The sequence below is a fragment of the Erwinia billingiae Eb661 genome, assembly GCF_000196615.1.
GTDB classification, from domain to species: Bacteria; Pseudomonadota; Gammaproteobacteria; order Enterobacterales; family Enterobacteriaceae; genus Erwinia; species Erwinia billingiae.
The window spans coordinates 4,350,162-4,374,410 of the sequence record NC_014306.1; the positions used below are offsets into that span (position 1 = coordinate 4,350,162).

The following is a 24,249-nucleotide window of genomic DNA, read 5'->3' on the forward strand; positions in this document are numbered from 1 at the left end:
AAGCGCACGCCAACACGGCCTGCGTCTGAAAAGGGTTAGCCAATTTCGGTCGCCAGCAAGGCTTTTTCCAGCGTGGCCGGGGAAATCTCGAACGGCAGACGCGCGGCGCTGGCGGGCGAAAATTTCACTTCGCGGGCGATGCGTTGGATCGCCTCTCTGCGGTTGCCGGTCAGCGGTGCCAGGGTTAGCGGCGCATCGTACTGCCGCAGCAGCGCCAGCAAACCGGCGTCGGGCTGGCCATCCGGCTGCTGCATCCGCGACTGCACCAGCAGGCTGAAGCCGACTTTCTCACCGTGCAGCCAGTCATGCAGCTCGGGCTGATGCGTCAGACGATTGTGAATGGCGTGGGCAAAACCCGGCGTCGGATCGGCATCGCGAATGCTGTTGGCCATACCGGCTAACACAATGCAGCCTTCAATGACTTTCTCCAGCGCGGGCGTAACCTGGCCCTGCTGGTTATCCAGCACCGCCTGCTCGCCCCATTGTGCGAACACTTCTACCGCCTGACGGGCCATCAGCGCCTTCAAATTCAGCGCCAGGTTGTCCGGGTTATGCCGCTGATAGGGCTGAAATTCATACCACTTGGCCAGCGCATCGACGATGCCCGCTTTCAGGAAACGGACGTCGCTGCGGGCAATGATTTCGCTGTCCACCAGCACCAGCTCGGGCATCTGGCTTAACGGCTGGCTGCGCTGATGGGCACCGCTGGCGGTATAGAGAATGCTGATCGGTGACCAGGCGGCGCAGGTGGCGGCCAGCGTTGGCAGGGTGACAATCTTCACCTCGTCCAGCGCGTTACCGACGGCTTTCGCCGTATCCAGCACGCGCCCGCCGCCGATGCCCAGCACCAGCGTGCTGCCGTGCGCCTGCATCTCCGCCGTCAAATCCGCAATCGCCACCTCCGTACATTCAGTGGTGAGCATTGCCAGCTGATAGCGGATGCCGGCGGCGGCCAGGCTGTTTTCCAGTTCCGGGTTAACGGCCTGCCAGGCCGCCGGGCTGGAAATAATGAAAATCCTGTTCGCCAGCGGGGAAATTAATTCACCCACCCGTGCGCGAATACCGGGAAGTTGCGAATACTGTTTAGGGGATTTTATTGAAAACACGCTGTGACCTTTTAATTTATTCTGCGTGGAACCGGGCGAACTTTTTCCCTGAAACGTTTTACCTGAAACGGGCTGACTGCTGAGAAAGTGGTTGTCTGCCTTGCTACCAGCGGCGCTTCATTCATCATGCTACAAAGAAAAGTGCAGAAGCAATCAGGCATTCCCGATCCTTTACGACAAATTCGCAAGAGCTTATGCAAATAAAAGCTATAGGGATAAATAGCTTGCTGTGCGAAATTTAAAGACGGCATGATTATTCTCAACGCTTGCGAAACAGCATGACGAATAATAAAGAACGGCACTGAATTTTTTTATTTCCAGTCAGGGAGCACCGCATGAATCTGCATTTCCGCCAGCTGACGCTGGACGATCGTCACGCCTATCTGACCCTGATGCTGGCCGCGTATGCCCCCATCCGCGCGCTGGGGATCCACTTTGATGCCGCCACCGCCGACCTGGATCGGGTCACCCGCCACCTGCAACAGCACGCGGTGTATGGCCTGTTCGCCGACGATCGGCTGGCCAGTTCGCTGACCCTGCGTTTTCCCTGGGGACCGCTGCCCGGCCCGTTTGGCCTGCCGCATATCGGCTGGTTCGGCACCGACCCGGCATATAAGGGTCAGCAGCTGGGCCGCGCGATGCTGGACTGGGTAGAAACGCATATTCTGCGGGCGCAGTTAAAAGCCCCGGCCGTTTCGCTCGGCACCGCCGTCAGCCATCCCTGGCTGAAAGAGATGTACCTGAACCGCGGTTTTGTCGCCATGCACCAGACCGATTTGGGCAAAGGACATATCACGCTGTATATGAAGAAAATTCTCGATGAGGCCGCCCATCAGCAGTGGCTGGAGAAATCCGCCTCATCGACGACCCGTCAGGATAAACCATGAATATCAGTGAAAAGCACCAGCCTCTGGCCGCGCAGCTGCAGGCCTTTCGTCACGAATTGCATCGCCATCCTGAGCTGTCCAACCAGGAGTTTGAGACCACTGCCCGCCTGAGAGCGGCGCTGGAAGAACATCAGATCCGCATTCTGGACCTGCCGCTGCCGACCGGTCTGGTTGCCGAAGTCGGCGACGGTGACGGCCCGCTGATCGTGCTGCGTTCCGATATTGACGCCCTGCCGATTGAGGAAAAATCGGGGGTGGAATACCTCTCGCAAAATCCTGGCGTGATGCATGCCTGCGGTCATGATTTTCATGCCTCGGCCGCCCTGGGTGCCGCCATTTTGCTGAAAAAAATTGAGGCCACTCTGCCGGGACGGGTCCGCATCCTGTTCCAGGCCGCAGAAGAGACCGGCATGGGCGCGCCGGCGCTGCTGGCAACCGGCGCACTGGATCAGGCAAAAGCGATCTTTGGTATTCATAACGATCCGTCGCTGCCGGTGGGGGTGATTGGCAGCAAAGGCGGCGCGCTCACCGCAGGCGTCGATCGTTTCACCCTGACCATTACCGGCACCGGCAGCCACGCGGCTAAGCCGCACGAAGGCAACGATCCGATCGTCATCGCCGGACAGCTGATCGGCACGCTACAGACGGTGATCAGCCGTAATCTGTCGTCGGCGGAAAATGCGGTGGTGTCGATCACCCAGATCCACAGCGGCACCACCTGGAACGTTATCCCGGACAGCGCCTGGCTGGAGGGCACCGTGCGCACCTTTAGCGCCGGGGCCCGCGAGAAGATTGAGCAGCGTTTTCGTCAGGTGGCGCAGGGACTGGGCGAGACCTATGCTGCGCGCATTGAGCTGGACTGGCAGGCCGGCCCGCCGTCGGTGGTTAACGATCCGGCCTGGGCTGAATTTGCGCTGGCGCAGGCGCCGCTGGCCGGTTTTGCCGCCAGAGTGGTCGAGGCCAGCCCGATCGGCGAGGACTTCGCCTTCTATCAGCAGCAGATCCCCGGTGCCTTTGTGATGGTGGGATCCGGCGGGCCGTTCGCCCTCCATCATCCCGAATTCCGCGTTGACGATCGCGCGCTGTTCCCCACCGCCGATTATCTGGCGACGCTTGCGGTCAACGCGCTGGAAAAACTCAGTCAGGAAACGCACGCATCAGGACCCTCGCAATGAATCAGGCGGTGACCCTGCCCGCTGCGCTGCTGATGCGCCAGGCGGAAACCATCCTGACCGGCTGGGGAATGCCGGAGGATATCGCGGTGCAAACTGCTGAATTAATGGTGGAAACCGATCTGTTTGGCGTCGATTCCCACGGCATCTCGATGCTGCCGCATTACGATAAATTATTGCAGGCCGGACTGTGGAACCCGGCCGGACGGGCGAAAATCATCAGGGAAACTCCGGCAACGGCGGTGATCGACGGTTGCCATTCGTTGGGACACGCCACGGCGTTACTGGCGATCCAGACCGCCGTGGCGAAAAGCGAGCTGTCCGGCATGGGCAGCGTAGTGGTACGTCATTCCAATCATTTTGGTGCCGCCGGGCTGTATGCCCGTTACGCGGCGGCCAGAGGCAAGATTGCGCTGATCACCAGCACCACCCGCAGCAGAATGCTGGTGCCCAGCCGCGCACAGGTGCCGGTGCTGGGCACCAATCCCCTCGCCTTTGCCGCACCCGCTGAGCGAAACGCCGATTTCGTGCTGGATATGGCGACCACTACCGTGGCGGCCAACAAGGTCAAGGTATATGACTTTACCGGTCAGGCGTTGCCGCCGGGCTGGGTCAGTGATGAACACGGCGAGGCCGTCACCGACAGCGCGCTGGGCATGGAGTACGTTTTCCAGCGCCCGCTTGGCGGCCTGACGCCGTTGGGCGGTCTGGAAGAGACCGGCGGCCACAAGGGTTATGGCCTGGCGATGCTGGCGCAAATTCTGGCGGGCCCGCTGGCCGGCGCCTCCTTTGCCGCCACGCGTCCGGCGGGCGGCATGCCAGATATCGGCCACTTTTTCCTGGTCATCGATCCTGCGGCGTTTGGCGATCCGTCCGACTTCCGTCAGGGCCTCGACCACATTATTGATACGCTGCATGACACGCCGCCCGCCGATGCCAGTAAGCCGGTGCTGGTCGCCGGTGACATTGAAAACCAGACGCATCAGCAGCGCAGCCTGAGCGGCATCCCGCTGCCCGCCGCGCTGATCGCCCAACTTCAGGCACTTTGTCAGCGCAGCGGCTTTACCGATTTGCTCGCTGCGCATCTTCCGCCGTCATCGTCATGAATCCCGGAGAGCCAATGGCCATTACCCCACCGCTAGCCAGACTGATTGTCCGCAGTCAGCCGGACAGCGCCGCGCGTGAGCGGGCCAGAGCGGGCCTGCTGGATTATGTGGCGGTAACGCTCCCAATACTGCGTGGCGACATCAGCGACAGTGGCCTGAGTGCGCTGCGCAGCGTCAGTCAGGCGCAGGATGCGCAGACGCGTGCTCTGCTGCTTGGTTATGCCGGCCACGCGCTCGATTACGATGATTTTCACCCTGATTTTCGCGGCCATCCCAGCACGGTGATCCTGCCGGCGCTGCTGGCGCTGGCGGCAGACGTTCAGCCCGACGCCGACGCGCTGCTGGATGCCTATGTGATTGGCGTCGAGGTGGCGGGAAGGCTGGGGCTGGCGGCGACGCAGCGTCACTACCAGTCCGGTTTCCACAGTACCGCCACGCTGGGCACGCTGGCGGCCGCCGCGGCGGTGGCACGCCTGTTGAAGGCCGATGAACATCAGGCGGCGGTGATCCTCGGCATCGCCACCACCCAGGCCAGCGGGCTGCGTGCCCAGTTTGGCTCCGCCACCAAGCCGCTGCATGCCGGGCTGGCGGCGCAGAGTGCGGTGCTTGCCGGACGGTTGACGCTGGCTGGCTTTGGCGGGCAGCCGCAGGGCGTGATCGAGGCGTTCTTACTCGCCTGCTGCGGCGAGCAGAGCGATGCGACAAAGCTGGTTGAGCACTGGGGCACGCCATGGCGCATCCAGTCGCCAGGTCTGGAGTTTAAGCCCTATGCCACCTGCGGAGGCACCCATACCGCCGCAGACGTGGCGCGCCGCCTGCGTCAGCAGGCGCTGCCACGGTTTCAGGGCAATGTGGAGGCGATGGACGCCGCCATCAGCCGCATTGAGGTGGCTTTCCCACCGGGCGGTGACATTGCCGCGTCGGTCACGCAGCCGAAAAATGGCATCGAGGCGCGCTTCAGCCTGGAATACGTGATTGCTTCCAGCCTGTTATTTGACGGCGTGGCGCTGGAGGATGTGGCGGAAGGACCGGTGAATCCGGTGATCGCCAGTCTGGCAGATCGCGTGCAGCGCTGTCCCGATTTTTCGGCACCGCCGGATGAACTGGATCCGGCCGCGCGATTCCATAAGGTGACGATCTGGTTTACTGACGCCGAGCCGTTAAGCTGCCGCATGACGCGCAGCGAAAGCCTGGCAACGCCGGTCGATTTGCAGGCGAAATTACGCAGTTGCCTGGGCGCAGGTTCAGAGGACGAGGCCGAGGAGATTGCCTCGCTGTGCCAACTGGCCACGCCAGATTCCCTACCGAGGTTAACGGCGATGCTGATCGCGGCGCTGTATTCCGCCACCCTGTAAAGTTGGCGTCGTTGATAGGTTTGGCGGATGCACAGGTCAAAAGCGGCTTCGGTGGTTCGGCGTCAGCATAGTGCGCATTTTCCGGGACGCCGTAAATCCATCCCTGGAGGCTTGGCTGCGGCATCCCTGCCGCAGACACCCGGCTAATGCGCTCTATGCCGCCACCCAATAGCATTAGCGTCTTGGGTGGTACGGTGGTCACACAGGTCAAAATCAAATCAAGTTTGGTCAATGCATAGAGTGAAGTCAGCGGGTTTTGACCTGTGTGTCCACAATTGATCATCCATTATTGAAGCCTGAGGGGAAGGGAGAGAGGGGGGAAAAGCAAAGCATCGGCGACAGGGATGTCGCCGCTGAGCCCCCAGGGATGGGTTTACGGCGTCTTTGTGTTCCCCCCTCTCTCCCTGAGCAATACACCGAAACATCCAGACGACGTCCCTAACACACAGGTCAAAACCCGCTTCGGTGGTATGGCGTCAGCATAGAGCGCATTATCCGGGACGCCGTGAATCCATCCCTGGAGGCTTGGCTGCGGCATCCCTGCCGCAGACACCCGGCTAATGCGCTCTATGCCGCCACCCAATAACATCAGCGTCGTTGGGTGGTACGGTGGTCACACAGATCAAAAACTGCTCGGGTGGTACGCTGGTCACACAGGTCAAAATCAAATCAAGTTTGGTCAAAGCATAGAGTGAAGTCAGCGGGTTTTGACCTGTGCGTCCACAATCGACCATTCATTATTGAAGCCTGAGGGGAAGGGAGAGAGGGGGGAAAAGCAAAGCATCGGCGACAGGGATGTCGCCGCTGAGCCCCCAGGGATGGGTTTACGGCGTCTTTGTGTTCCCCCCTCTCTCCCTGAGCAATACACCGAAACATCCAGACGACTTACCTAACATCCCTAACATCCCTTACATCCCCAACTTTCCCGACTTCCCTGACTTTCCCGACCTTCCTGATAATAGCGAAAACGTTCCTCGCAGGCTTTACGCTCCAGGCGCCACATCGCCAGCCGCTGCCGACGCTTGAGGCGGGTTGCGGCTAATCACCGGCGGTTCGAACGCCCTTACGGCCGGCGGCTCACCCGTAAACCTGCGGATCTGCACCACGGTTATTTGCCCGGTGCAGCCCTGGCTCAGGCCTGAGGTGCCGATATCCAGCGTCAGCACGTTGGGATTGCCGTGACGACAGGTCGGCTGCTCCGCTAACGGATCGACCGGATCGTACCAGGCGCCGGTCGGCAACTGCACCACGCCGGTTCTGACCTTCTCGCTCAGCGTTACGCTGGCCAGCACCGTGCCACGCGGGTTGGTGATTTCCACCACGTCACCCTCGGCAATGCCCTGCTGCTGCGCATCCCGCGGATGCATGCTGCACACCTCACGCCCACCGCGCTTCTGGCTGACGCTGAAGCGGCCAAAATCCAGCTGACTGTGCAGACGGGAGGCGGGCTGATTGGCAATCAGATAGAACGGGTACTGCTCGTCTGGCTGCTGCAGCGGCGTCAGCCACACCGGATGCCCCGGACAGTCCGCATTGTCAAAACTGGCCAGCGTGGCGGAATAAATTTCGATTTTTCCGCTCGGCGTCGGCAGCGGATGCTGCTGCGGATCGCGCCGGAAGTGACGCAGCAGCCTGCCCGCGTCATCACTCTGCGGCAGCTCGAGGATCCCCTGCTGCCAGAAGGTGGCGAAATCCGGCACGCTGATGCCCTGCTGCTGCAGTTTTTCCTGCATTTGCTGATAGAGATGCGCCTGCCATTCGCGTGCGTTGCGCCCTTCGGTAAAGGCCTGCTCGCTGCCCAGCCGCCGCGACAGCTCGCTGAAAATACTGTAATCATCTTTCGCTTCGCCATAGGGCGCGGCCACCTGCTGCATGGCAATCAAATGCCGGTCGGTCGGTGCGCCGCCAACGTCTTCACGCTCAAGGGTCATGGTCGCGGGTAGCACCAGATCGGCATGACGGGCGGTCGACGTCCAGGCCACCTCATGCACAATCAACGTGTCCAGCGTCGCGAACGCCTTACGTAATCGGGCGAGATCCTGATGGTGATGAAACGGATTTCCACCCGCCCACCAGGCAAGTTTGATGGTGGGATAGGTCAGCGTGCGGCCGTTGTAGCGAAACTTTTCGCCCGGATGCAGCAGCATATCGGAGATGCGCGCCACCGGGATCAGCCGGTCGATGCCGTTTTTGCCCTGCGGCAGCGCGGGAAAGGCCACCCGGTTATGCTGCTTGCCATAATGGCCCAACGCGCCAAGCGCATAGGAATAGCCGCCGCCCGGCAACCCCGGCTGGCCCAATGCGGCCGCCAGCACCAGCCCTAACCACACCGGCTGTTCGCCATGCTGCGCGCGCTGCAACGCATGCGCCACGCTGACAATCACCCGCTTACCGTGCAGCTGTTCTGCCAGCGCCTCGATGCGCGCCGCCGGAATACCACAAATCTCTGCGGCCCAGGCGGCATCACGAAGCTGCCCGTCCTGCTCGCCGTTCAGGTAGGCCACCAGCTGCGGCCAGCCGACGCAGTAGTCCGCCAGAAAGGCTTCATCACTCCACTGCCGCTGCTTAAGGATCTGCAACAGCGCGAGGATCAGTGCCGAGTCGGTGCCGGGATGAATGGCAAGCCACTCGCCCTGGGCTTCGTCAGGCAGATCGCTGGCCAGCGGACTGACCGAGATAAAGCGCGCGCCGCGACGGGCCGCCTGCTGAATAAAGCCGCGTTCGGTATGTTCGCTAAGGCCGCCGCTGGCCACCTGCGAGTTTTTCAGCGCCAGGCCGCCAAACGACAGCACCACTTCACTGTGTTCGGCAATTTCCTGCCAGCTGACGCCACGGCGGGCAATCTCGTTCATGTCGCCCACGATATGCGGCAGGATCACCGACGCCGCGCCCGAACTGTAGCTGTTAACCGAACGGACGTAGCCGCCAATGCTGGTATTAAGAAAGCGATGAACCTGACTTTGCGCATGATGGAAACGCCCGGCGCTCGACCAGCCGTAGGAGCCGCCAAACACCGCTTCCGGGCCTGCCAGCCCGGCTACCCGCTTCAGTTCAGCGGCGGCCAGGCTGTAGGCCTGCTCCCAGCTGATGGCGATGTAGTCATCCGCCCCACGCCGGTCGTCAGGGCCAGGCCCATCCTCCAGCCAGCCGCGACGCACCATCGGCGTTGCCAGCCGCACCGGATGACGCAGGACATTCTCAAAATTCTGGAGCAGCGGGCTGGGATCGGGATCGCCGCTGAACGGGGTGATGTGCAAGGTGCCGTTGTCGTTGAGGGCGCTGAACGCCCCCCAGTGCGAGCTATGCATAGCGCGGGTAGCGGTCATGGTGTTTCCCGGTTAAAACGCGACGGTTAAAGTACCGTGGCTAAAAAATGACGGACGCGCGGGTTTTGCGCTTCGTCAAGTACGGTTGAAGTCGGTCCGGAGGCAACGATTTTCCCTTCTTCCATAAAGACGATGTTATCCGCCACTTCACGGGCAAAGCCGATTTCATGGGTGACGATCACCATGGTGATGCCGGAGTGCGCCAGCTGTTTGATCACCTGCAATACTTCGCCGACCAGCTCCGGATCCAGCGCCGAGGTGGGCTCATCAAACAGCATCACCTCGGGATCCATCGCCAGCGCCCGGGCAATCGCCACGCGCTGCTGCTGACCGCCGGAGAGCTGCTGCGGCCAGTCGTGTTCACGTCCCGCCAGCCCGACCTGCTTCAGCAGCGCCAGACCTTTGCTTTCCGCCTGCTGACGGCTGAGCTTTTTCACCCGCATTGGCGCATCAATCACGTTTTGCAGCACCGTGCGGTGTGGAAACAGATTGAACTGCTGGAAAACCATGCCGATCTGGCTGCGTTGTGCGGCGATCTGCTTGCTGCTCAGCTCGTGCAGCAGCTGGCCCTTTTGTTGATAGCCCACCAACGCGCCACCGATGCGGATGGTGCCGCCATCGAGCTTTTCCAGATGGTTAATGCAGCGCAGCAGCGTCGATTTACCCGAGCCCGACGGGCCGAGGATAGTGGTCACCGAACCGGCGGCAATATCCAGATCGATGCCGTCCAGAATGGTGACGCCGGAAAAACGTTTGGTGATTTTACGTAACGAGATAGCTTCAGCCATTGCTCACTCTCCCCTGCTCTGCGGTAAAGGTTGCCGGCTTGCGTTTGAACCATTCGCGCTTCTCTTTACGGGTGACGCCGCGCGCAAAGTAGCGCTCAACGTAGAATTGTCCCACTGACAGCACCGAAGTCATCAGCAGATACCACAGCGTCGCCACCAGCAGCAGCGGGATCACCTGATAGGTGCGCTGGTAAATAATCTGCGCCGAAAACAGCACGTCCTGCAGGGCGATCACCGACACCACCGCGGTGGTTTTCAGCTGGCCGATGATTTCATTGCCCGCCGGTGGCAGGATGGCGCGCATCGCCTGCGGCAGCACGGTATAGCGGAAAATTTCGGAGGGACGGTAGCCCAACGCTTTGGCCGCTTCCAGCTGGCCGTTGCCGACGCTCTGGATGCCGGCGCGCACAATTTCTGCCGCATAGGCCGCCTGGTGCATCACCAGGGCGATCACCGCCGCGCTGAACGGACTGATCAGCGAGTTCGACGACGCGCTCCACAGCTCGCCGACCCAGGGCAGCGAAACAGAGACCTTTGGATAGAGCGCGGCAATGTTGTACCAGAGAAACAGCTGCACCAGCATCGGCACGCCACGGAAAAACCAGGTATAGGCCCAGCTGACGCTGACCAGCACCGGATTGGAAGAGAGCCGCATTAACGCCAGCACCGTGCCGCCGGTAAAGCCCAGCACCACCGAAATCGCCGTCAGCTGCAGCGTCATCAGCACCCCTTGCAGGATCGACTGCTGGGTAAAGCTGTCGGCAATCACCTGCCACTCAAAACGCGGGTTCTGTACCATCGAGCTGACCGCCGCAGCCAGCATCAGCAGCACCACTAAGGCGCTGATCCAGCGGCCATAATAGCGTTTGCCGACAATGCGCAGCGTGTCGGGATCCTGATGGCTGTCGTCTTTACTCATTTAAAAATATCCAGATTGCGTTTAGCTTCTTTCACCGCGCCGAAGCCGATGTTCCACTTATCGAGAATTTTCTGGTACGAACCGTCTTCGATCAGCGAGTTCAGTGCGGCCTGCACCGCAGGCTCCAGCGGAGAATCTTTAGCGAAGGCCACGGACACCGGCGCATCGTCGACGTGGATCTGGCCCGGTAAGGCCAGCACGGGAACCTGGCTGACCTGATAGGTCAGACCTTCATACGGGCCGAAGAACATCGGCACACGCCCGCTCACCACCGCCTGAACACCGGCCGGACGATCCGGGAATACCGCCGTTTTAATCGGCTGCTTGCCGGCGGCCTCACACGCTTTGCTGGCCTGGTCCAGACGCGTCAGCTGCGTGGTGCCGGCACCGGCGCCCACCGTTTTACCGCAGACGTCCAGCAGCGAGGTAAACGGCTTCACGTTGGCCTCTTTCTGGGCAATGATCCCCAGACGCGAGGCGTTGTAATAGCCAACGAAATCGACCTGCGCCAGGCGGGCTTTGGTGGCGTTGATATTCGACAGCGCCACATCGTAACGGCCGGATTTCAGCCCCGGAATAATGTTGTCGAAGCCGCCGGTATCCTGCCAGTGCACCGGAATGCCCAGGCGTTCGCCGACCGCATTCATAATGTCGATCTCGCGACCGACCAGCGTGCGGTTATCTTCTTTATAAAAGGTGGTTGGCGGCGTATTTGGGTTGGTTCCGGCGACGATATAACCGCGCTTCAGGATCTCAGCAGGCAGCTGGCTTTTCAGCTTGCTGTCGGCCGACACGTGCAAAGAGCTTTCAGTCGGGACATTTTGTTCCGCAGCCCAGGCCGTTGGCAGGCTGGCGACCATCAATGCTGAAAATACCCATTTAGATAATGTCATTTGCACTCTTTCTCCTGAATAAAGATAACAATCCGCTCGCCAAAGAGACGGAAAAGAATAACGCCACCGGATCTTATTTAATGGAACGCTTGATTCATTCTCACTGAAGCCGCGGAACCAGAGCAAATGTGAAAATACGCTAAGCTTTGCCGGTTTTTGTTTAAGGCCCGTGGAGTCTGGCTTCGCCTGCGGTTTCCGGCATCACAACCAGGATTTCGGCGGGATCTGCTGAAGAAGGGTTTTAGGGAGGCATGAAATCGGCTACTAATTTTTAAACAAAATTATCATTTAGAGCTGAAATCGTCACATTTCGATAAATTCCTGCAATATCCCATTAACAAAACAGGGGCATCCCAGTAAGATTTGTGACTTCAGTCTCATTTCTCGCTCACTTTCGTTTTCCAGGGATACCATGCACCAGCCAAAAACCGATCGTTCTCTGGTTCCGCCCAAAAATGGAACCGGTTCCAATCGTCGTGAGTTCCTGCGCACCGCCGTCAATCTGACCGTCTCGGCAGCGCTGTTCGTCGGGCCTGGCCGGGCGTTTGCGGCAAGCCTGGTCAGCGCCAGCGATCCGGTTAAAAACTTTATTACCGTCTCGCAGGCCATCACCGAGCATAAGCAGATCGACAGTGGCCTCGCCGCGCGTTTCTACGAAGCCTTCGCCCGCAGTGACAGGCAGTTTACCGCCAGGGTCACCCGCCTGGCGCAGTTGCTGACCGCCGGCGACAGCGCGCAACAGCTGATGGACAAAGCCACTCAGGCAGGACTGAAAGACTTCCTCTATCAGATCGTTACCGCCTGGTACACCGGCACCGTCGGCAGCGACTATCACGGCACGCTGGTCGCCTATAAGCAGGCGCTGATGTATGCCCCGGTCAGCGATGGCCTGGTGGTGCCAACCTACTGCGGCAATGGCCCGATCTGGTGGACCGCACCCGTCCCGGATGAAAACGACGGTTTGATCGCCAGTCTGTAATTCAACACATTAAAAAATAAGATAAAAATGAACAAACAACCCGTTTTTACTGCGCAAGGCGATGCCAGCGCGGATATTGTGATCGTGGGCTCAGGTGTTGTCGGTGGCATGATTGCCAATGAATTGGTCAGCCAGGGCTATTCCGTGCTGGTGCTGGAAGCCGGGCTGCGCATTGAGCGTTCCCAGGCGGTCGAGAACTGGCGCAATATGCCTTTTGCTAACCGTGCAGGGTCGGATTTCCAGGGGCTGTACCCGCAGTCGAAATTCGCGCCCGCCCCGCTCTACTTCCCGCCGAATAACTACGTTAACGTGACCGGCCCGAACGCCTCCAGTTTCCAGCAGGGCTATCTGCGTACCGTCGGCGGCACCACCTGGCACTGGGCGGCGTCCTGCTGGCGTCACGATCCCAGCGACTTTGTCATGCAGTCGAAATATGGCGTCGGTCGCGACTGGCCAATCTCCTATGACGAACTGGAGCCGTGGTACTGCAAAGCCGAAAACGAAATTGGCGTGGCGGGCCCGCACGATCCCGCCCGTCAGTCACCTTCCCAGCGCAGCCAGCCCTATCCGATGGATATGGTGCCGTTTGCCCACGGCGACAGCTATTTCGCCAGCGTGGTCAACCCGCACGGCTACAACCTGGTGCCGATCCCGCAGGGCCGCAGTACCCGTCCGTGGGAAGGTCGCCCGACCTGCTGTGGCAACAATAACTGCCAGCCGATCTGTCCGATTGGCGCGATGTATAACGGCATTCACCATATCGAACGTGCCGAGCGCGCGGGTGCGGTGGTGCTGGCCGAAGCGGTGGTCTACAAGATGGATACCGACAGCAACAACCGCATCACCGCCGTGCACTGGAAAGACAGCGCGGGTGCGTCGCATAAAGCCAGCGGCAAAGCCTTCGCGCTGGCCTGTAACGGCATCGAAACGCCGCGCCTGCTGCTGATGGCGGCCAACGAAGCTAACCCAACCGGTATCGCCAACAGCTCCGATATGGTCGGCCGTAATATGATGGACCACTCCGGTTTCCACTGCTCATTCCTGACCAAAGAACCGGTCTGGCTGGGTCGTGGCCCGGCGCAGAGTAGCTGTATGGTTGGCTACCGCGATGGCGAGTTCCGCCGCGACTACTCCGCCAACAAAGTGATCCTCAACAACATCTCGCGCGTTGTTGCTGCCACCACTCAGGCGCTGGCAAAAGGTCTGGTCGGCAAGGCGCTGGACGAAGAGATCCGCTATCGCGCCGTGCACAGCGTCGATCTGTCGATCAGCCTTGAGCCGCTGCCGGATCCGGAAAACCGCCTGACGCTGAGCAAAACCCGTCTGGATCCGCACGGCCTGCCCTGCCCGGATATTTACTACGACGTCGGTGATTACGTGCGTAAAGGCGCGGAAGCGTCCCACGCGCAGCTTGAGCATATCGGCCAGCTGTTTGATGCCAAAGAGTTCAACATCAGCAAAGGGCTGAACGCCAACAACCATATTATGGGCGGCGTGATCATGGGCAAAGACGCCAAAGACGCGGTGGTCGATGGCAACTGTCGCGCCTTCGATCATGAGAATCTGTGGCTGCCGGGCGGCGGGGCGATTCCGTCTGCCAGCGTGGTTAACAGTACGCTGACCATGGCCGCGCTGGCGTTGAAAGCGGCACAGGATATGGCGATGCGCATGAAGGGGCGGGTATGAAAAAACTGACGTTGCTTTCCCTGCTGCTGGCCAGCATGACCGCTGCAAGCCTTACCGCTTCTGCTGAGGACCTGGATGTTAACCTGCTGCATAAAGGTCAGCAGGTTGCCTCCGCCTCCGACTGCCAGGCGTGCCACACCGCGCCGGGCAGCAAAACCGCTTTCTCTGGCGGCTATGCCATCGCCTCGCCGATGGGGGTGATTTACTCCACCAACATCACGCCCGCCGAAAACGGCATTGGGCACTATACCGAAGCGCAATTCTCCGCGGCGGTACGCGATGGCGTGCGGGCTGACGGCGCGCAGCTCTATCCGGCGATGCCGTACACTTCCTACAGCCAGATGACCGACGAGGATCTGCACGCGCTCTACTACTACTTTGAGCACGGCGTGAAGCCGGTCGATCGGGCCAATCAGCAGACCAGCCTGCCGTTCCCGTTCAGCCTGCGGTTCAGCATGAAGTTCTGGAACCTGATGTTTGCTAACACCAAACGCTTCGAGCCGGACAGCAGCAAAAGCGCCGAATGGAACCGCGGCAACTATCTGGTCAACAGCCTGGCGCACTGTAATACCTGCCATACGCCGCGCGGCGTGCTGATGCAGGAAGAGAGCGCGAAGCCGCTGGCTGGCGGCCCGCTGGGCAGCTGGTATGCGCCAAACATCACCTCCGACAAGGTCAGCGGCATTGGTGGCTGGAGCGTTCAGGAGCTGATGCAGTACCTGAAAACCGGTCGCGCCGAAGGGAAAAACCAGGCGGCTGGCGGCATGGCGGAAGCGGTTGAAAACAGCCTGCAGTATCTGCCGGACAGCGATCTGAAGGCGATTGCGGTTTACCTGAAAAGCACCCCGGCGATCCGTGACGATGGCGACACCCAGGCCGCCTTCTCTTACGGCAAGCCGATGGATGTTGAAAACAGCATTCGTGGTCGCAACCCGAATAATGCCAACCACTCGCTCACCACCGGTGCCGCATTGTTTAGCGGAAACTGCGCCAGCTGCCACCAGCCGGATGGCGCAGGCAGCAAGAATCAGGCTTATCCGTCGCTGTTCCACAACACCGCAACCGGGCTGCGCGATCCGAATAACCTGATCTCGGCGATCCTGTTTGGTGTGCAGCGTAAAACCGCCGATGGTGACGTGCTGATGCCGGGCTTCAGCTCGCCATCTTATGTCGACAAGCTGAACGATCAGCAGGTGGCGGATATCACCAACTTTGTCCGTCAGAACTACGGCAATCCAGAAGGTACGGTTACCGCAGGCGATGTTGCCTGGGTGCGTAAAGGCGGCCATCCACCGCTGCTGGCCGAAGTGCAGCCGTGGATCGTTCCTGGCAGCATTGCGGTCATTGTGATTGTGCTGATTATTGTTCTGCTGTGGCGTCGGGCACGACGTAAATAATAATCGCTGGGGTTAATTCAATTAACCCCAGCTATTTTACTGTTGGCAATGAGTTAACAATTCAGAATTAATTCGAACACCATCTTATTTATTTCGCTGACGCTAATTAACCTCTCCCTGTTTGTTAATTCTATTTCCGTTACCGCGCGCAAAGTTTGCCACTTCCCGGTTGGATGTCAAAACACAAAGCTTTAGCATCAACATTCAAGGCGTACCGGGCTGGGCCTCTGAGGGATGTATTATTTTACCTCCCACTTTAAGGCGTGAAATCTGGAATTCTAATGATAAAGAATTATTGGTGGTGCCATGAAAAGAGCTCTTCTGACGTTACTCTTATGTTCAGCCTTTGCCAGTGCAGAGATGAGCCCTGCCGCGGTAAAGCATCAGATTGAGGAGCATGGGGTTAACGCTTTTCAGGCTCAAGTCAGCGAATCCGACTGGCATAGCATTATTGCCACTAAAGTTGCTGAAGGCGATGCGGAATGGATAGCCATACTGCCCTGGTTCAGAGCGTTATCTAATAACGAAAAAACCGCTGATCTGGTTGAAGCGGCCCAGCGAGGGTTAATCCGTAACCCTCAGGCTATGCTGGAGGCCCTGAACTCAATCGATAAGATGACGCCACGGGGAAAGGTCGTGCATCTTGATACGGATAATATCTGTTTTGGCAGCATTCCTGATATATCCAAACACTCCTATCTCCTGTTCTATGCCGCAACGAAGCATGCATTGGAAGAGGCTAATAACCTGGCCGCGAAGTGTTTGTGGGTGCTGGACTCTGTCCATGATGAGCTTATGGCTGAAGACAGAAATGGCACAAAGAACTGGGGGACCCGCGCCGTTCCTGGCTACTGACCCACTAAAAAAGCGCCTGAGATCTTCCGATTTCAGGCGCTTTCTAAACAAGATCCTCAAGCCGGATCGGGATTAATCCACCAGCAATGCGCTGTCGATTTTCACCACGATCTTACGCAGCGGAGAGGGAACGCCGAAGGTGCACATTGGGCGATGCAGCTCCAGCGGGAAGATCACCGCCAGCGCGCCGGGTTGCAGGTGGATCAGCGTTTCACTGTCGATCCGATGGCAGAAGCCCAGATCCTTCTGCTCTTCAAAAGGAGCAACCAGATCCCGTTCCAGCCCGATCGGGCCTGCGCCAATGATCTCTTCCCCGGCCAGCACCAGATGGATATCGATATACTGGCGGTGGAACTCGGGCTGCTGCGCGTTAAAATCGCGCGTTTCGCTTTCCATCACCGAGTAGAAAATCGCCTCGCCCTGAATGGCGTATTTTCCTACCGCCTGGGTCTGCGGATTGTTCGCCTGGATAGTCTGCAGGGTGTTGCGGATCACCGCTGGATAAAGCGGATTTTTTGCTGCCTGTTCGAGGGTATCAATGATCATAACGTTGTTCGGTCTCCGGTTGTAAGGATGCCACGGCGGGCGCCGCAGGAGTGGGCTGCAACAGGCTGACGCAGCGGGTCACAATGGTGCTCAGCGCAGGCGAGATATCCACGGGGATAACATCGCGCTCCTCTGCACCGGGTGCTTCCAGCGCGGCAAACTGACTTTTAAGCAGCGCCTCCGGCATAAAGTGCCCTTTGCGCCGCTTCATGCGGTCCAGCACGCAGTCGTAGTCGCCGTTCAGCCAGATAAAATGCACGTTCTGATTGCCTTCACGCAGCCGGTCGCGGTAGCTTTTTTTCAGCGCTGAACAGACCAGTACACCGGACTCATTCTTCTGCTCAAGGCTGAAAATTACGTCTGAAAGCCGGCCTAACCACGGTAAACGATCGTCGTCGTTCAGCGCCTGGCCGGACGCCATCTTGGTGATGTTCTGCCGGGGATGCAGATCGTCCCCGTCGATAAATTTCGCCTGTAAGGCATTTGCCAGCGCCGTCCCCACCGAGGATTTCCCGGTGCCGGACACGCCCATCACAATAATGCATTGACCTGCCATTTCGGTTCCTCCGGGTTAGACCGCTGCCAGCATGCCGCCATCAACAAACAGCAGATGCCCATTCACAAAGTCAGACGCCTTTGAAGACAGGAATACCGCCGCGCCCACCAGTTCTTCGGGATTGCCCCAACGGGCAGCCGGCGTGCGCTTGCACAGCCAGTCGGTAAACTCCTGATTGTCCACCAGCGCTTTGGTCATCGGCGTCTCGAAATAGCCCGGCGCAATGCCGTTGACCTGGATGTTGTAGCGGGCCAGCTCCACGCACATGCCGCGCGTCAGCATTTTCACCGCGCCTTTCGCTGCGGCATAGGGAGTGATGGTGTCGCGGCCCAGTTCGCTCTGCATCGAACAGATGTTGACGATTTTGCCCGCGTTGCGGGTAATCATGCGCTTCGCCACGGTCTGGGAGACCAGGAACACCCCGGTCTGGTTGGTGGCAATAATGTCATTCCACTCATCCAGCGGGAACTCGGTGAACGGGTGACGGCGCTGGATGCCGGCATTATTAAACAGCACGTCGATTGGCCCGATGGTGGACTCAATCTTTTCAATCCCGGCTTCAACCCCTTGCGGGTCCGCGACGTTGAAGACCGCGGTGTGCGCGGTAAAGCCTTCGTCGCGCAGCTTCATCGCCGCATTCTCTGCGCGCTCTTCTGAGGTGCCGTTAATGATGATTTCCGCACCGTGCTGCGCCAGGCCGCGCGCCATAATAAAACCGATGCCCTGCGCTGCGCCGGTCACTAAAATTCGTTTGTTCTCTAAGCTGAATAGATTCATCTGTTCCTGCTCCATTGCATCAGGCAGTGAGTGGCTCGCGCGAGGTGAGTCTGTATGGGCCTTATCACACGGCTTTTAGCCCTTTTAAACTGTGATGCAGATCACCTATAGCGCTGTTACGAAACCAGGATACCGTTGCTGTGATCGCGACGGGCTTTTCACCGTAACGCGTGCCGCAAGACCAGGATTAACCGCACTTTAATCCAATTTCCTTTAAGGGTCGCAGCAGGCATAATGCAGGCATTCAAGGGCTGTCGGCTGATAACAACGATGAAAATGCAACGGATCACGTTACATGATATTGCCACTCTGGCGGGTGTAACAAAAATGACGGTCAGCCGCTATCTCCGCACGCCGGAAAAAGTTAAACCTGACACCGCCGAGCGGATTGCCAGCGTGATTGCCGAGGTGGGCTACCAGCCGGACCCGGATAATCACGCCATCGCCAGCAACGCCCTTCCCCGCATCGGCGTGCTGATCCCCTCCTTTAATAACCAGATTTTCTCCGACCTGCTGGCCGGCGTGGAGTCGGTGACCACCGCCCAGGGCTATCAGACGCTGGTGGTGAATTACGACTACGACAGCCAGCGCGAGGAGGAGCAGATCGCCACCGTGCTGGCCTTCAATGTTAAGGCAATCTTACTGACCGAATCGGTCCACACCGTGCGCGCCGAGAAGTATCTGAAAGCGGCGGGCATTCCGGTGGCGGAAGTGATGGGGCTGACCACCACCGAAGGCCGCGTCAACGTCGGATTCAATAACTTCCAGGCCGGGTTTGATATGGCCAGCATGCTGATTGGCAGCGGCAAAAAGCGCATCATCTATTTCGGCTCAATGTCCGATATCCGCGATGAGCAGCGCTACGCCGGCTACTGCAAAGCGGTGGAAGACGCGGGCCTGCCAACCGGACGCATCGCGCCAAAAAAGGTCTCATCGGTGTCGACCGGGGCCGGAATGATGACCATGGCGCGCCAGATGTATCCCGATATGGACGGCATTCTCTGCACCAACGATGACCTCGCGGTAGGCGTGTTGCAGGAGTGCCTGGCGGCCGGGATTGCCGTGCCCCAGGAGATGGCGATAGCCGGTTTCCACGGGCTGGAGATCGGTCAGGTAACAACCCCGAAACTGGCCAGCGTCATCACCCCGCGCTTCGAGATGGGTAAAACCGCCACTGAGATTTTGATTAAGAAGATCAACAACCTTCCCACCATCGAGCGGGTAGATTTGCACTATCGCCTGTCGATGGGATCGACCATCTGACGCCGGAAACCCGCCGATAAGCACCTTCGCGATCACGTAGTCGGTAACACAGATTTCTAACACGATTCAGTGTGATCCAGCTCGCAATTAAATACTCAGAAACCCCTTTAATAGTACGTATCCGACGTACTGCCTTTGAAGGGGAACCCCATGACAACTCAAGCCATCCTGCTAATCGCTCCCGTACCTGATGCCCTGATGGACCGACTGGCTTCTGGCTGGACGGTTCACCGCCTGTACGAGCAGCAGGATCCGCAGGCCTTTCTGGCCCAGTCTGGCGACAGCATTCAGGCGGTGGTGACGCGCGGCGACATCGGCGTTCGCAACGAGGTTCTGCAGCAGTTACCGCAGGTAAAGCTGATTGCCGTGTTCGGCGTCGGCACCGATGCCATCGACCTCAACACCACCCGCGCCCGCAAGATTGCCGTGACCATCACCTCCGGCGTGTTAACCAATGACGTTGCCGATATGGCGATGGGCCTGCTGCTGGCGGCATCCCGCCGACTGTGCCAAGGCGACCGCTTTGTTCGCGAGGGCCAGTGGCTGAACAACGCGCCACCGCTCGGCACCCAGGTCAGCGGCAAACGTATCGGCATTGTCGGCATGGGCAACATTGGCCAGGCCATTGCCCGCCGCGCCAGCGGATTCGATATGCCGGTCAGCTACACCAGCCGCAGCCGCCGTGAGTCGCTGCCGTACAGCTGGTGCGACGATGTGCAGAGCCTGGCGAAATCCTGTGACTTCCTGGTGATTGCGGCTTCGGGCGGCGAATCCACCAAAGGGATGGTTGACAGCGCCGTCCTGCAGGCGATGCCGAAACATGCCTGGCTGATCAATATCGCGCGCGGCTCGTTAGTCGATCAGTCCGCATTAATTCAGGCCTTACGCAAAGGCGAGATTGCCGGTGCCGCGCTGGACGTCTTCGAGCAGGAGCCGCAGGTTCCAGAAGAGCTGATTGCGCTGAACAACGTGCTGTTACAGCCCCATGTGGGTAGCGCCACTCACGAAACCCGTCAGCAGATGGCGGATGTGGTGTTCGCCAACGTTGAGGCGTTCTTCAACCAGAAGCCACTGCCGACCGCCATCGATTAACGCGTTCATACCACCTGCCCAGGCCGGCGTTGTCGGCCTGCATCACCGGGATGGTCCGCCATCCACTTTTTTCCAGAGGGCCTGAGATGAATAATAAAATACCCGGCACGCGTTGGCTGCGTGTAATAGCCCCGATTCTGATCACCTGCATTGTGTCGTTTATGGACCGGGTGAACATCAGCTTTGCCCTGCCTGGCGGCATGGAGCAGGATTTAGCCATCACCAGCCAGATGGCCGGTATCGCCAGCGGCATTTTCTTTATCGGTTATTTATTCCTGCAGGTGCCGGGCGGCCGCGTGGCGGTGAACGGTAGCGGCAAGAAGTTTATCGCCTGGTCTCTGGCGGCGTGGATGGTAGTGTCGATCGCCACCGGCTTTGTCACCAATCACTGGCAGTTACTGGGTCTGCGCTTCGTGCTGGGCATCTCGGAAGGCGGGATGTTGCCGGTGGTGCTGACCATGGTCAGCAACTGGTTCCCGGAAAAAGAGCTGGGACGTGCCAACGCCTTTGTGATGATGTTTGCGCCGCTGGGCGGCATGTTTACCGCGCCGATTTCCGGTTGGATCATCAACGCCTTCGACTGGCGCTGGTTATTTATCATCGAAGGCCTGCTGTCTGCCGCCGTGCTGCTGGTGTGGTGGCTGGTGATCAGCGACCGTCCGGAAGAAGCCCGCTGGCTGCCCGCGCGTGAGCGTGAATACCTGATTACCGAACTGACCCGTGAGCGCGAAGAGCGCAGCAAGAAAGCGCCGGTTGGCAAAGCGCGGCTGAAAGACGTGTTCCGCAACAAAGGGTTGATGAAGCTGGTGCTGCTGAACTTCTTCTACCAGACCGGCGATTATGGCTACACGCTGTGGCTGCCAAGCATTCTGAAAAACCTGACCGGTGCCAATATGGCCAACGTGGGGTTGCTGGCGATACTGCCGTTTGTCGCGACCATTGTCGGTATCTACCTGATCTCGATGATCAGCGACAAAACCGGTAAACGCCGTCTGTGGGTGATGATTTCGCTGTTCTGCTTTGCCGCATCGCTGCTGGCATCCGTGGTGCTGCATCAGCATATCGTCGCGGCCTATATCGCCCTGGTATTCTGTGGTTTCTTCCTCAAAGCCGCCACCAGCCCGTTCTGGTCAATGCCTGGCCGTATCGCCTCGGCCGAACTGGCCGGTAGCGCACGCGGTGTGATTAACGGTTTGGGTAATCTGGGCGGCTTCTGCGGCCCTTACCTGGTCGGCATTATGATCTACTTCTACGGTCAGGGAACGGCCATCTGCGCGCTGGCAGGCTCGCTGATTATTGCCGGTCTGATTGCCACCACGCTGCCGAAACAGTGTGACCTGGTTGAGGATGCCGACGACGGGAAAGTCAGTGCCGGCCATGGCAAGATCGGGCACGGTGTTTCGCATCAGGGACGGTAATTAGCTGGCTGAGTGTTGAAAAGCGCAAAGTCTGAAGTATTGTGAGACGCCCGGCAATAGCCGGGCTCTTTCATTTCACGGGCAGATTAATCGCCAGATGCGCCGTTTCAAAGAAAGTATTATTTTTTTCCACTTCGGCTGTTCCTCGCTATATATTTTTTTAAACTTCTGCCGATACTCCTACCTAAACAAACCCTTCTTCAACTGTGCCTGGCTTCCATCTTCCCCTCGCGTATTTAAGGGGATTTGTAACTGCTGGACAACGCGTGCGGAGATGGCAATAATGTGCTGGTTTTTCATAGAGTCAGGTCATACCCCAAGGTGATTATTTTATTTAACGGTATTGCCGTCTTATTTCTATGATTTATTCTCCCGCAAATACAATTTTCAGCCATTAAGCCATGCGTTATCCCTGTAATTTGGCTTAGTGCGGAACTTATTTTGCATAAATTATTATTCAGCTTCGCCGTGGATTAGCGCGTTTTCGTGCCTGATCCCCGGGATTTATTTTTTTTATAAATAACGACACGTCAATTATTAAGGCTTAATCCCCAATAAATGTGGGAATAGCGGCATGAATTTTACTTTTTGGGATGGACAAGGATAAAGGAGAGGATGTGGAACGAAATCATTTAGGGAAGATTAGCCTGCTGACGGCCGTCGTTATGCTGTCATCAAGCTGCGCCAGTCTGCACGAAACGGGTCAAAACTATGGCACGGCCATTGGATGTATTGGTGGCGCGGCACTGGGCGGTGGGCTGACCTATTTACTCACTAAAGATGCCGGAAAAGCCCTTGCTGGCGGACTGGCCGGTGGGATCGCCGGATGCGTAGCGGGCAATGCCTGGCAGAATCGCGAAAAGGCGCTGGCCAAGATTGCTGCTGAAGAACATATCGTCATCAGCTCGAGCCCGTTACAGGCTCAGGAAAGTGGCGGCAAAAAAGATGTCGGTATCGTCGCCCAGGTTGAAGATAACGGCATGTTCGATACTGACAGTGCGCAGCTATCGGTTGATGGCTTACGCCAGGTAAGAAAACTTGCGGCCGTTATGAAGCAGGACGATCAGCAAGGTGTGGTGCTTATTGTTGGGCATACCGATGCCACCGGCAACGCCAGCTGGAACCAGAAGCTTTCAGAAAGCCGGGCGCAAAGTGTCGGACGCGTATTACAGCAGGCAGGTCTGAATCCACAGCGACTTTATTTCCAGGGCGCGGGCTCATCCCGTCCGATAGCTGACAACGCTACCCTCGCCGGAAGATCGGCAAACCGTCGGGTCGAGATTGTCGGTCTGGCGAATGAAGCCTTGCTGAAACAGCGTGTTGAGCAGGAAGGCAGCAACCTTGCCTACCTTCGCTACGGCACGCAGTCCGCAGACAGCATGGCAAAACCTAAAGCCACCACGTCCTCACGCAAAACGGCGCGTCCGGCAAAACAGACCTCCTCTTCTCAATCCCGTGCCAGTAAAACCGATGAGGTTGCAAGCGCAGTAGAGTCGAGCCAGACAGCCGCAGCAACCCCTTCTTCACAACCCACCAATGGCAAAAACTGGGTTGATTTTGGCGGCCAGCCCGTCAGCCGCGCCATGCAGCCGCTGGCTGCTAACCTCAAACCGCTCAGCAGTGGCTTCAGCCTGATTTCCAAAGCGAATGCCAGCCAGGTCACCGGCAGTTGCCTGACCGATACCGCCCGTGTCGCCGGGGCGGCAAAAAATCTTGCCAGCGGCAAAGCGATTGATACCCATCGCACCAAAGACTATCTGCCAAATATGAATGGCCATGCCTGGGCCGGGCTGGTCAATAACCATCTGGTCACCCTTTCGCCAGTCCAGGTATTGCAAGAAAACGCCACGGTGGAAGTTAATCCGAAGGTCTATATCACCCGAAACTATCAGTCCACGGGTAACCGCAAGGTTGATGCACCGGTTCAGGCTGTGGCAAATGCGTGGGAAGGCGAGGACAGCATCCTTTATCGCGTCTATATGCCTGCGGCCGACGGCCAGCCTCTTTCCTGTATCGATCTTCTGATGCCAAAAAATGCAGCCAAAGCGCAGCAGGGGCAGCTTTTCTACTCCAGTCACAGCAACGCTTATATGGCGAACTATCTCCCGGTCCGTAGTTAATTAAGGAA

The 24,249-nt window shown here is 58.5% G+C and carries 20 protein-coding genes; 12 read left to right on the plus strand and 8 right to left on the minus strand.

Annotation, left to right across the window (positions count from 1 at the left end):
* Positions 1-35 precede the first annotated feature (35 nt).
* Positions 36-1,106, minus strand: coding sequence for an iron-containing alcohol dehydrogenase family protein (locus tag EBC_RS21225; RefSeq protein ID WP_013203919.1), 1,071 nt, complete (start codon positions 1,104-1,106; stop codon positions 36-38).
* A 335-nt stretch (positions 1,107-1,441) separates the two neighbouring features.
* Here EBC_RS21225 and EBC_RS21230 point away from each other — a divergent pair, with 335 nt between their 5' ends.
* Genes EBC_RS21230 through EBC_RS21245 form a run of 4 tightly spaced genes read left to right on the plus strand, consistent with a single transcriptional unit; the run spans position 1,442 to position 5,626 of the window.
* The gene (locus tag EBC_RS21230; protein ID WP_013203921.1) at positions 1,442-1,993 is read left to right on the plus strand and encodes a GNAT family N-acetyltransferase; all 552 of its coding nucleotides are present in this window, start codon (positions 1,442-1,444) and stop codon (positions 1,991-1,993) included.
* The gene (locus EBC_RS21235) at positions 1,990-3,168 is read left to right on the plus strand and encodes an amidohydrolase (protein ID WP_013203922.1); all 1,179 of its coding nucleotides are present in this window, start codon (positions 1,990-1,992) and stop codon (positions 3,166-3,168) included. Before EBC_RS21230 ends, EBC_RS21235 begins: the two co-directional genes overlap by 4 nt.
* Positions 3,165-4,271, plus strand: a complete 1,107-nt coding sequence (locus tag EBC_RS21240; protein WP_013203923.1) for an Ldh family oxidoreductase — start codon at positions 3,165-3,167, stop codon at positions 4,269-4,271. The genes EBC_RS21235 and EBC_RS21240 overlap by 4 nt, the downstream gene beginning before the upstream one ends.
* A gap of 14 nt (positions 4,272-4,285) precedes the next feature.
* Positions 4,286-5,626 (plus strand): MmgE/PrpD family protein, encoded by a 1,341-nt coding sequence (locus tag EBC_RS21245; RefSeq protein ID WP_013203924.1) that lies wholly within the window; start codon positions 4,286-4,288, stop codon positions 5,624-5,626.
* A 983-nt stretch (positions 5,627-6,609) separates the two neighbouring features.
* Here the strand turns inward: EBC_RS21245 and EBC_RS21250 are convergent.
* Genes EBC_RS21250 through EBC_RS21265 form a run of 4 tightly spaced genes read right to left on the minus strand, consistent with a single transcriptional unit; the run spans position 6,610 to position 11,552 of the window.
* Positions 6,610-8,952: a molybdopterin-dependent oxidoreductase gene (locus tag EBC_RS21250; RefSeq protein ID WP_013203925.1), complete on the minus strand. Its 2,343-nt coding sequence runs from the start codon at positions 8,950-8,952 to the stop codon at positions 6,610-6,612.
* 26 nt (positions 8,953-8,978) lie between these two features.
* The gene (locus tag EBC_RS21255; RefSeq protein ID WP_013203926.1) at positions 8,979-9,740 is read right to left on the minus strand and encodes an amino acid ABC transporter ATP-binding protein; all 762 of its coding nucleotides are present in this window, start codon (positions 9,738-9,740) and stop codon (positions 8,979-8,981) included.
* Positions 9,733-10,659, minus strand: a complete 927-nt coding sequence (locus EBC_RS21260) for an amino acid ABC transporter permease (RefSeq protein WP_013203927.1) — start codon at positions 10,657-10,659, stop codon at positions 9,733-9,735. The genes EBC_RS21255 and EBC_RS21260 overlap by 8 nt, the downstream gene beginning before the upstream one ends.
* A complete protein-coding gene (locus EBC_RS21265; RefSeq protein ID WP_013203928.1) occupies positions 10,656-11,552 on the minus strand; it encodes an ABC transporter substrate-binding protein in 897 nt (298 codons plus the stop codon). Before EBC_RS21265 ends, EBC_RS21260 begins: the two co-directional genes overlap by 4 nt.
* Positions 11,553-11,964: 412 nt before the next feature.
* Here EBC_RS21265 and EBC_RS21270 point away from each other — a divergent pair, with 412 nt between their 5' ends.
* The 4 genes from EBC_RS21270 (at position 11,965) to EBC_RS21285 (ending at position 16,469) form a co-directional block, all read left to right on the plus strand.
* On the plus strand, positions 11,965-12,531 hold the full coding sequence (locus tag EBC_RS21270; protein ID WP_013203930.1) for a sugar dehydrogenase complex small subunit: 567 nt from the start codon (positions 11,965-11,967) through the stop codon (positions 12,529-12,531).
* Between the two features lie 27 nt (positions 12,532-12,558).
* Positions 12,559-14,217, plus strand: coding sequence for a GMC family oxidoreductase (locus EBC_RS21275; protein WP_013203931.1), 1,659 nt, complete (start codon positions 12,559-12,561; stop codon positions 14,215-14,217).
* The gene (locus EBC_RS21280; protein ID WP_013203932.1) at positions 14,214-15,614 is read left to right on the plus strand and encodes a cytochrome c; all 1,401 of its coding nucleotides are present in this window, start codon (positions 14,214-14,216) and stop codon (positions 15,612-15,614) included. Before EBC_RS21275 ends, EBC_RS21280 begins: the two co-directional genes overlap by 4 nt.
* Before the next feature lie 306 nt (positions 15,615-15,920).
* Positions 15,921-16,469 (plus strand): hypothetical protein, encoded by a 549-nt coding sequence (locus EBC_RS21285; RefSeq protein WP_013203933.1) that lies wholly within the window; start codon positions 15,921-15,923, stop codon positions 16,467-16,469.
* Positions 16,470-16,541: 72 nt separating this feature from the next.
* On the opposite strand, the gene EBC_RS21290 is transcribed toward EBC_RS21285, so the two are convergent.
* From EBC_RS21290 to idnO, 3 genes are read right to left on the minus strand one after another with little or no spacing between them, the layout of a single operon-like run.
* The gene (locus EBC_RS21290; protein ID WP_013203934.1) at positions 16,542-17,015 is read right to left on the minus strand and encodes a YhcH/YjgK/YiaL family protein; all 474 of its coding nucleotides are present in this window, start codon (positions 17,013-17,015) and stop codon (positions 16,542-16,544) included.
* Positions 17,005-17,571: a gluconokinase gene (locus EBC_RS21295; protein ID WP_013203935.1), complete on the minus strand. Its 567-nt coding sequence runs from the start codon at positions 17,569-17,571 to the stop codon at positions 17,005-17,007. The genes EBC_RS21290 and EBC_RS21295 overlap by 11 nt, the downstream gene beginning before the upstream one ends.
* A 15-nt stretch (positions 17,572-17,586) precedes the next feature.
* Entirely contained in the window at positions 17,587-18,348 is a 762-nt protein-coding gene (gene idnO, locus EBC_RS21300) for a gluconate 5-dehydrogenase (protein WP_013203936.1), read from the minus strand.
* Positions 18,349-18,618: 270 nt separating this feature from the next.
* Here idnO and EBC_RS21305 point away from each other — a divergent pair, with 270 nt between their 5' ends.
* The 4 genes from EBC_RS21305 (at position 18,619) to EBC_RS21320 (ending at position 24,241) form a co-directional block, all read left to right on the plus strand.
* Positions 18,619-19,611 (plus strand): LacI family DNA-binding transcriptional regulator, encoded by a 993-nt coding sequence (locus tag EBC_RS21305; RefSeq protein ID WP_013203937.1) that lies wholly within the window; start codon positions 18,619-18,621, stop codon positions 19,609-19,611.
* A 150-nt stretch (positions 19,612-19,761) separates the two neighbouring features.
* A complete protein-coding gene (locus EBC_RS21310; protein WP_013203938.1) occupies positions 19,762-20,703 on the plus strand; it encodes a 2-hydroxyacid dehydrogenase in 942 nt (313 codons plus the stop codon).
* Between the two features lie 86 nt (positions 20,704-20,789).
* Positions 20,790-22,121, plus strand: coding sequence for an MFS transporter (locus EBC_RS21315; protein ID WP_013203939.1), 1,332 nt, complete (start codon positions 20,790-20,792; stop codon positions 22,119-22,121).
* Positions 22,122-22,738: 617 nt separating this feature from the next.
* Positions 22,739-24,241, plus strand: a complete 1,503-nt coding sequence (locus EBC_RS21320; RefSeq protein WP_013203940.1) for an OmpA family protein — start codon at positions 22,739-22,741, stop codon at positions 24,239-24,241.
* Positions 24,242-24,249 lie beyond the last annotated feature (8 nt).

Bases quoted from the DNA above. Each gene is read 5' to 3' on its own strand.
- EBC_RS21315 (WP_013203939.1), top strand. From the start codon at position 20,790: ATGAATAATAAAATACCCGGCACGCGTTGGCTGCGTGTAATAGCCCCG.
- EBC_RS21270 (WP_013203930.1), top strand. From the start codon at position 11,965: ATGCACCAGCCAAAAACCGATCGTTCTCTGGTTCCGCCCAAAAATGGA.
- EBC_RS21285 (WP_013203933.1), top strand. From the start codon at position 15,921: ATGAAAAGAGCTCTTCTGACGTTACTCTTATGTTCAGCCTTTGCCAGT.
- EBC_RS21305 (WP_013203937.1), top strand. From the start codon at position 18,619: ATGAAAATGCAACGGATCACGTTACATGATATTGCCACTCTGGCGGGT.
- EBC_RS21310 (WP_013203938.1), top strand. From the start codon at position 19,762: ATGACAACTCAAGCCATCCTGCTAATCGCTCCCGTACCTGATGCCCTG.
- EBC_RS21265 (WP_013203928.1), bottom strand. From the start codon at position 11,552: ATGACATTATCTAAATGGGTATTTTCAGCATTGATGGTCGCCAGCCTG.
- EBC_RS21250 (WP_013203925.1), bottom strand. From the start codon at position 8,952: ATGACCGCTACCCGCGCTATGCATAGCTCGCACTGGGGGGCGTTCAGC.
- idnO (WP_013203936.1), bottom strand. From the start codon at position 18,348: ATGAATCTATTCAGCTTAGAGAACAAACGAATTTTAGTGACCGGCGCA.
- EBC_RS21260 (WP_013203927.1), bottom strand. From the start codon at position 10,659: ATGAGTAAAGACGACAGCCATCAGGATCCCGACACGCTGCGCATTGTC.
- EBC_RS21255 (WP_013203926.1), bottom strand. From the start codon at position 9,740: ATGGCTGAAGCTATCTCGTTACGTAAAATCACCAAACGTTTTTCCGGC.
- EBC_RS21290 (WP_013203934.1), bottom strand. From the start codon at position 17,015: ATGATCATTGATACCCTCGAACAGGCAGCAAAAAATCCGCTTTATCCA.
- EBC_RS21235 (WP_013203922.1), top strand. From the start codon at position 1,990: ATGAATATCAGTGAAAAGCACCAGCCTCTGGCCGCGCAGCTGCAGGCC.
- EBC_RS21295 (WP_013203935.1), bottom strand. From the start codon at position 17,571: ATGGCAGGTCAATGCATTATTGTGATGGGCGTGTCCGGCACCGGGAAA.
- EBC_RS21230 (WP_013203921.1), top strand. From the start codon at position 1,442: ATGAATCTGCATTTCCGCCAGCTGACGCTGGACGATCGTCACGCCTAT.
- EBC_RS21275 (WP_013203931.1), top strand. From the start codon at position 12,559: ATGAACAAACAACCCGTTTTTACTGCGCAAGGCGATGCCAGCGCGGAT.
- EBC_RS21240 (WP_013203923.1), top strand. From the start codon at position 3,165: ATGAATCAGGCGGTGACCCTGCCCGCTGCGCTGCTGATGCGCCAGGCG.
- EBC_RS21280 (WP_013203932.1), top strand. From the start codon at position 14,214: ATGAAAAAACTGACGTTGCTTTCCCTGCTGCTGGCCAGCATGACCGCT.
- EBC_RS21245 (WP_013203924.1), top strand. From the start codon at position 4,286: ATGGCCATTACCCCACCGCTAGCCAGACTGATTGTCCGCAGTCAGCCG.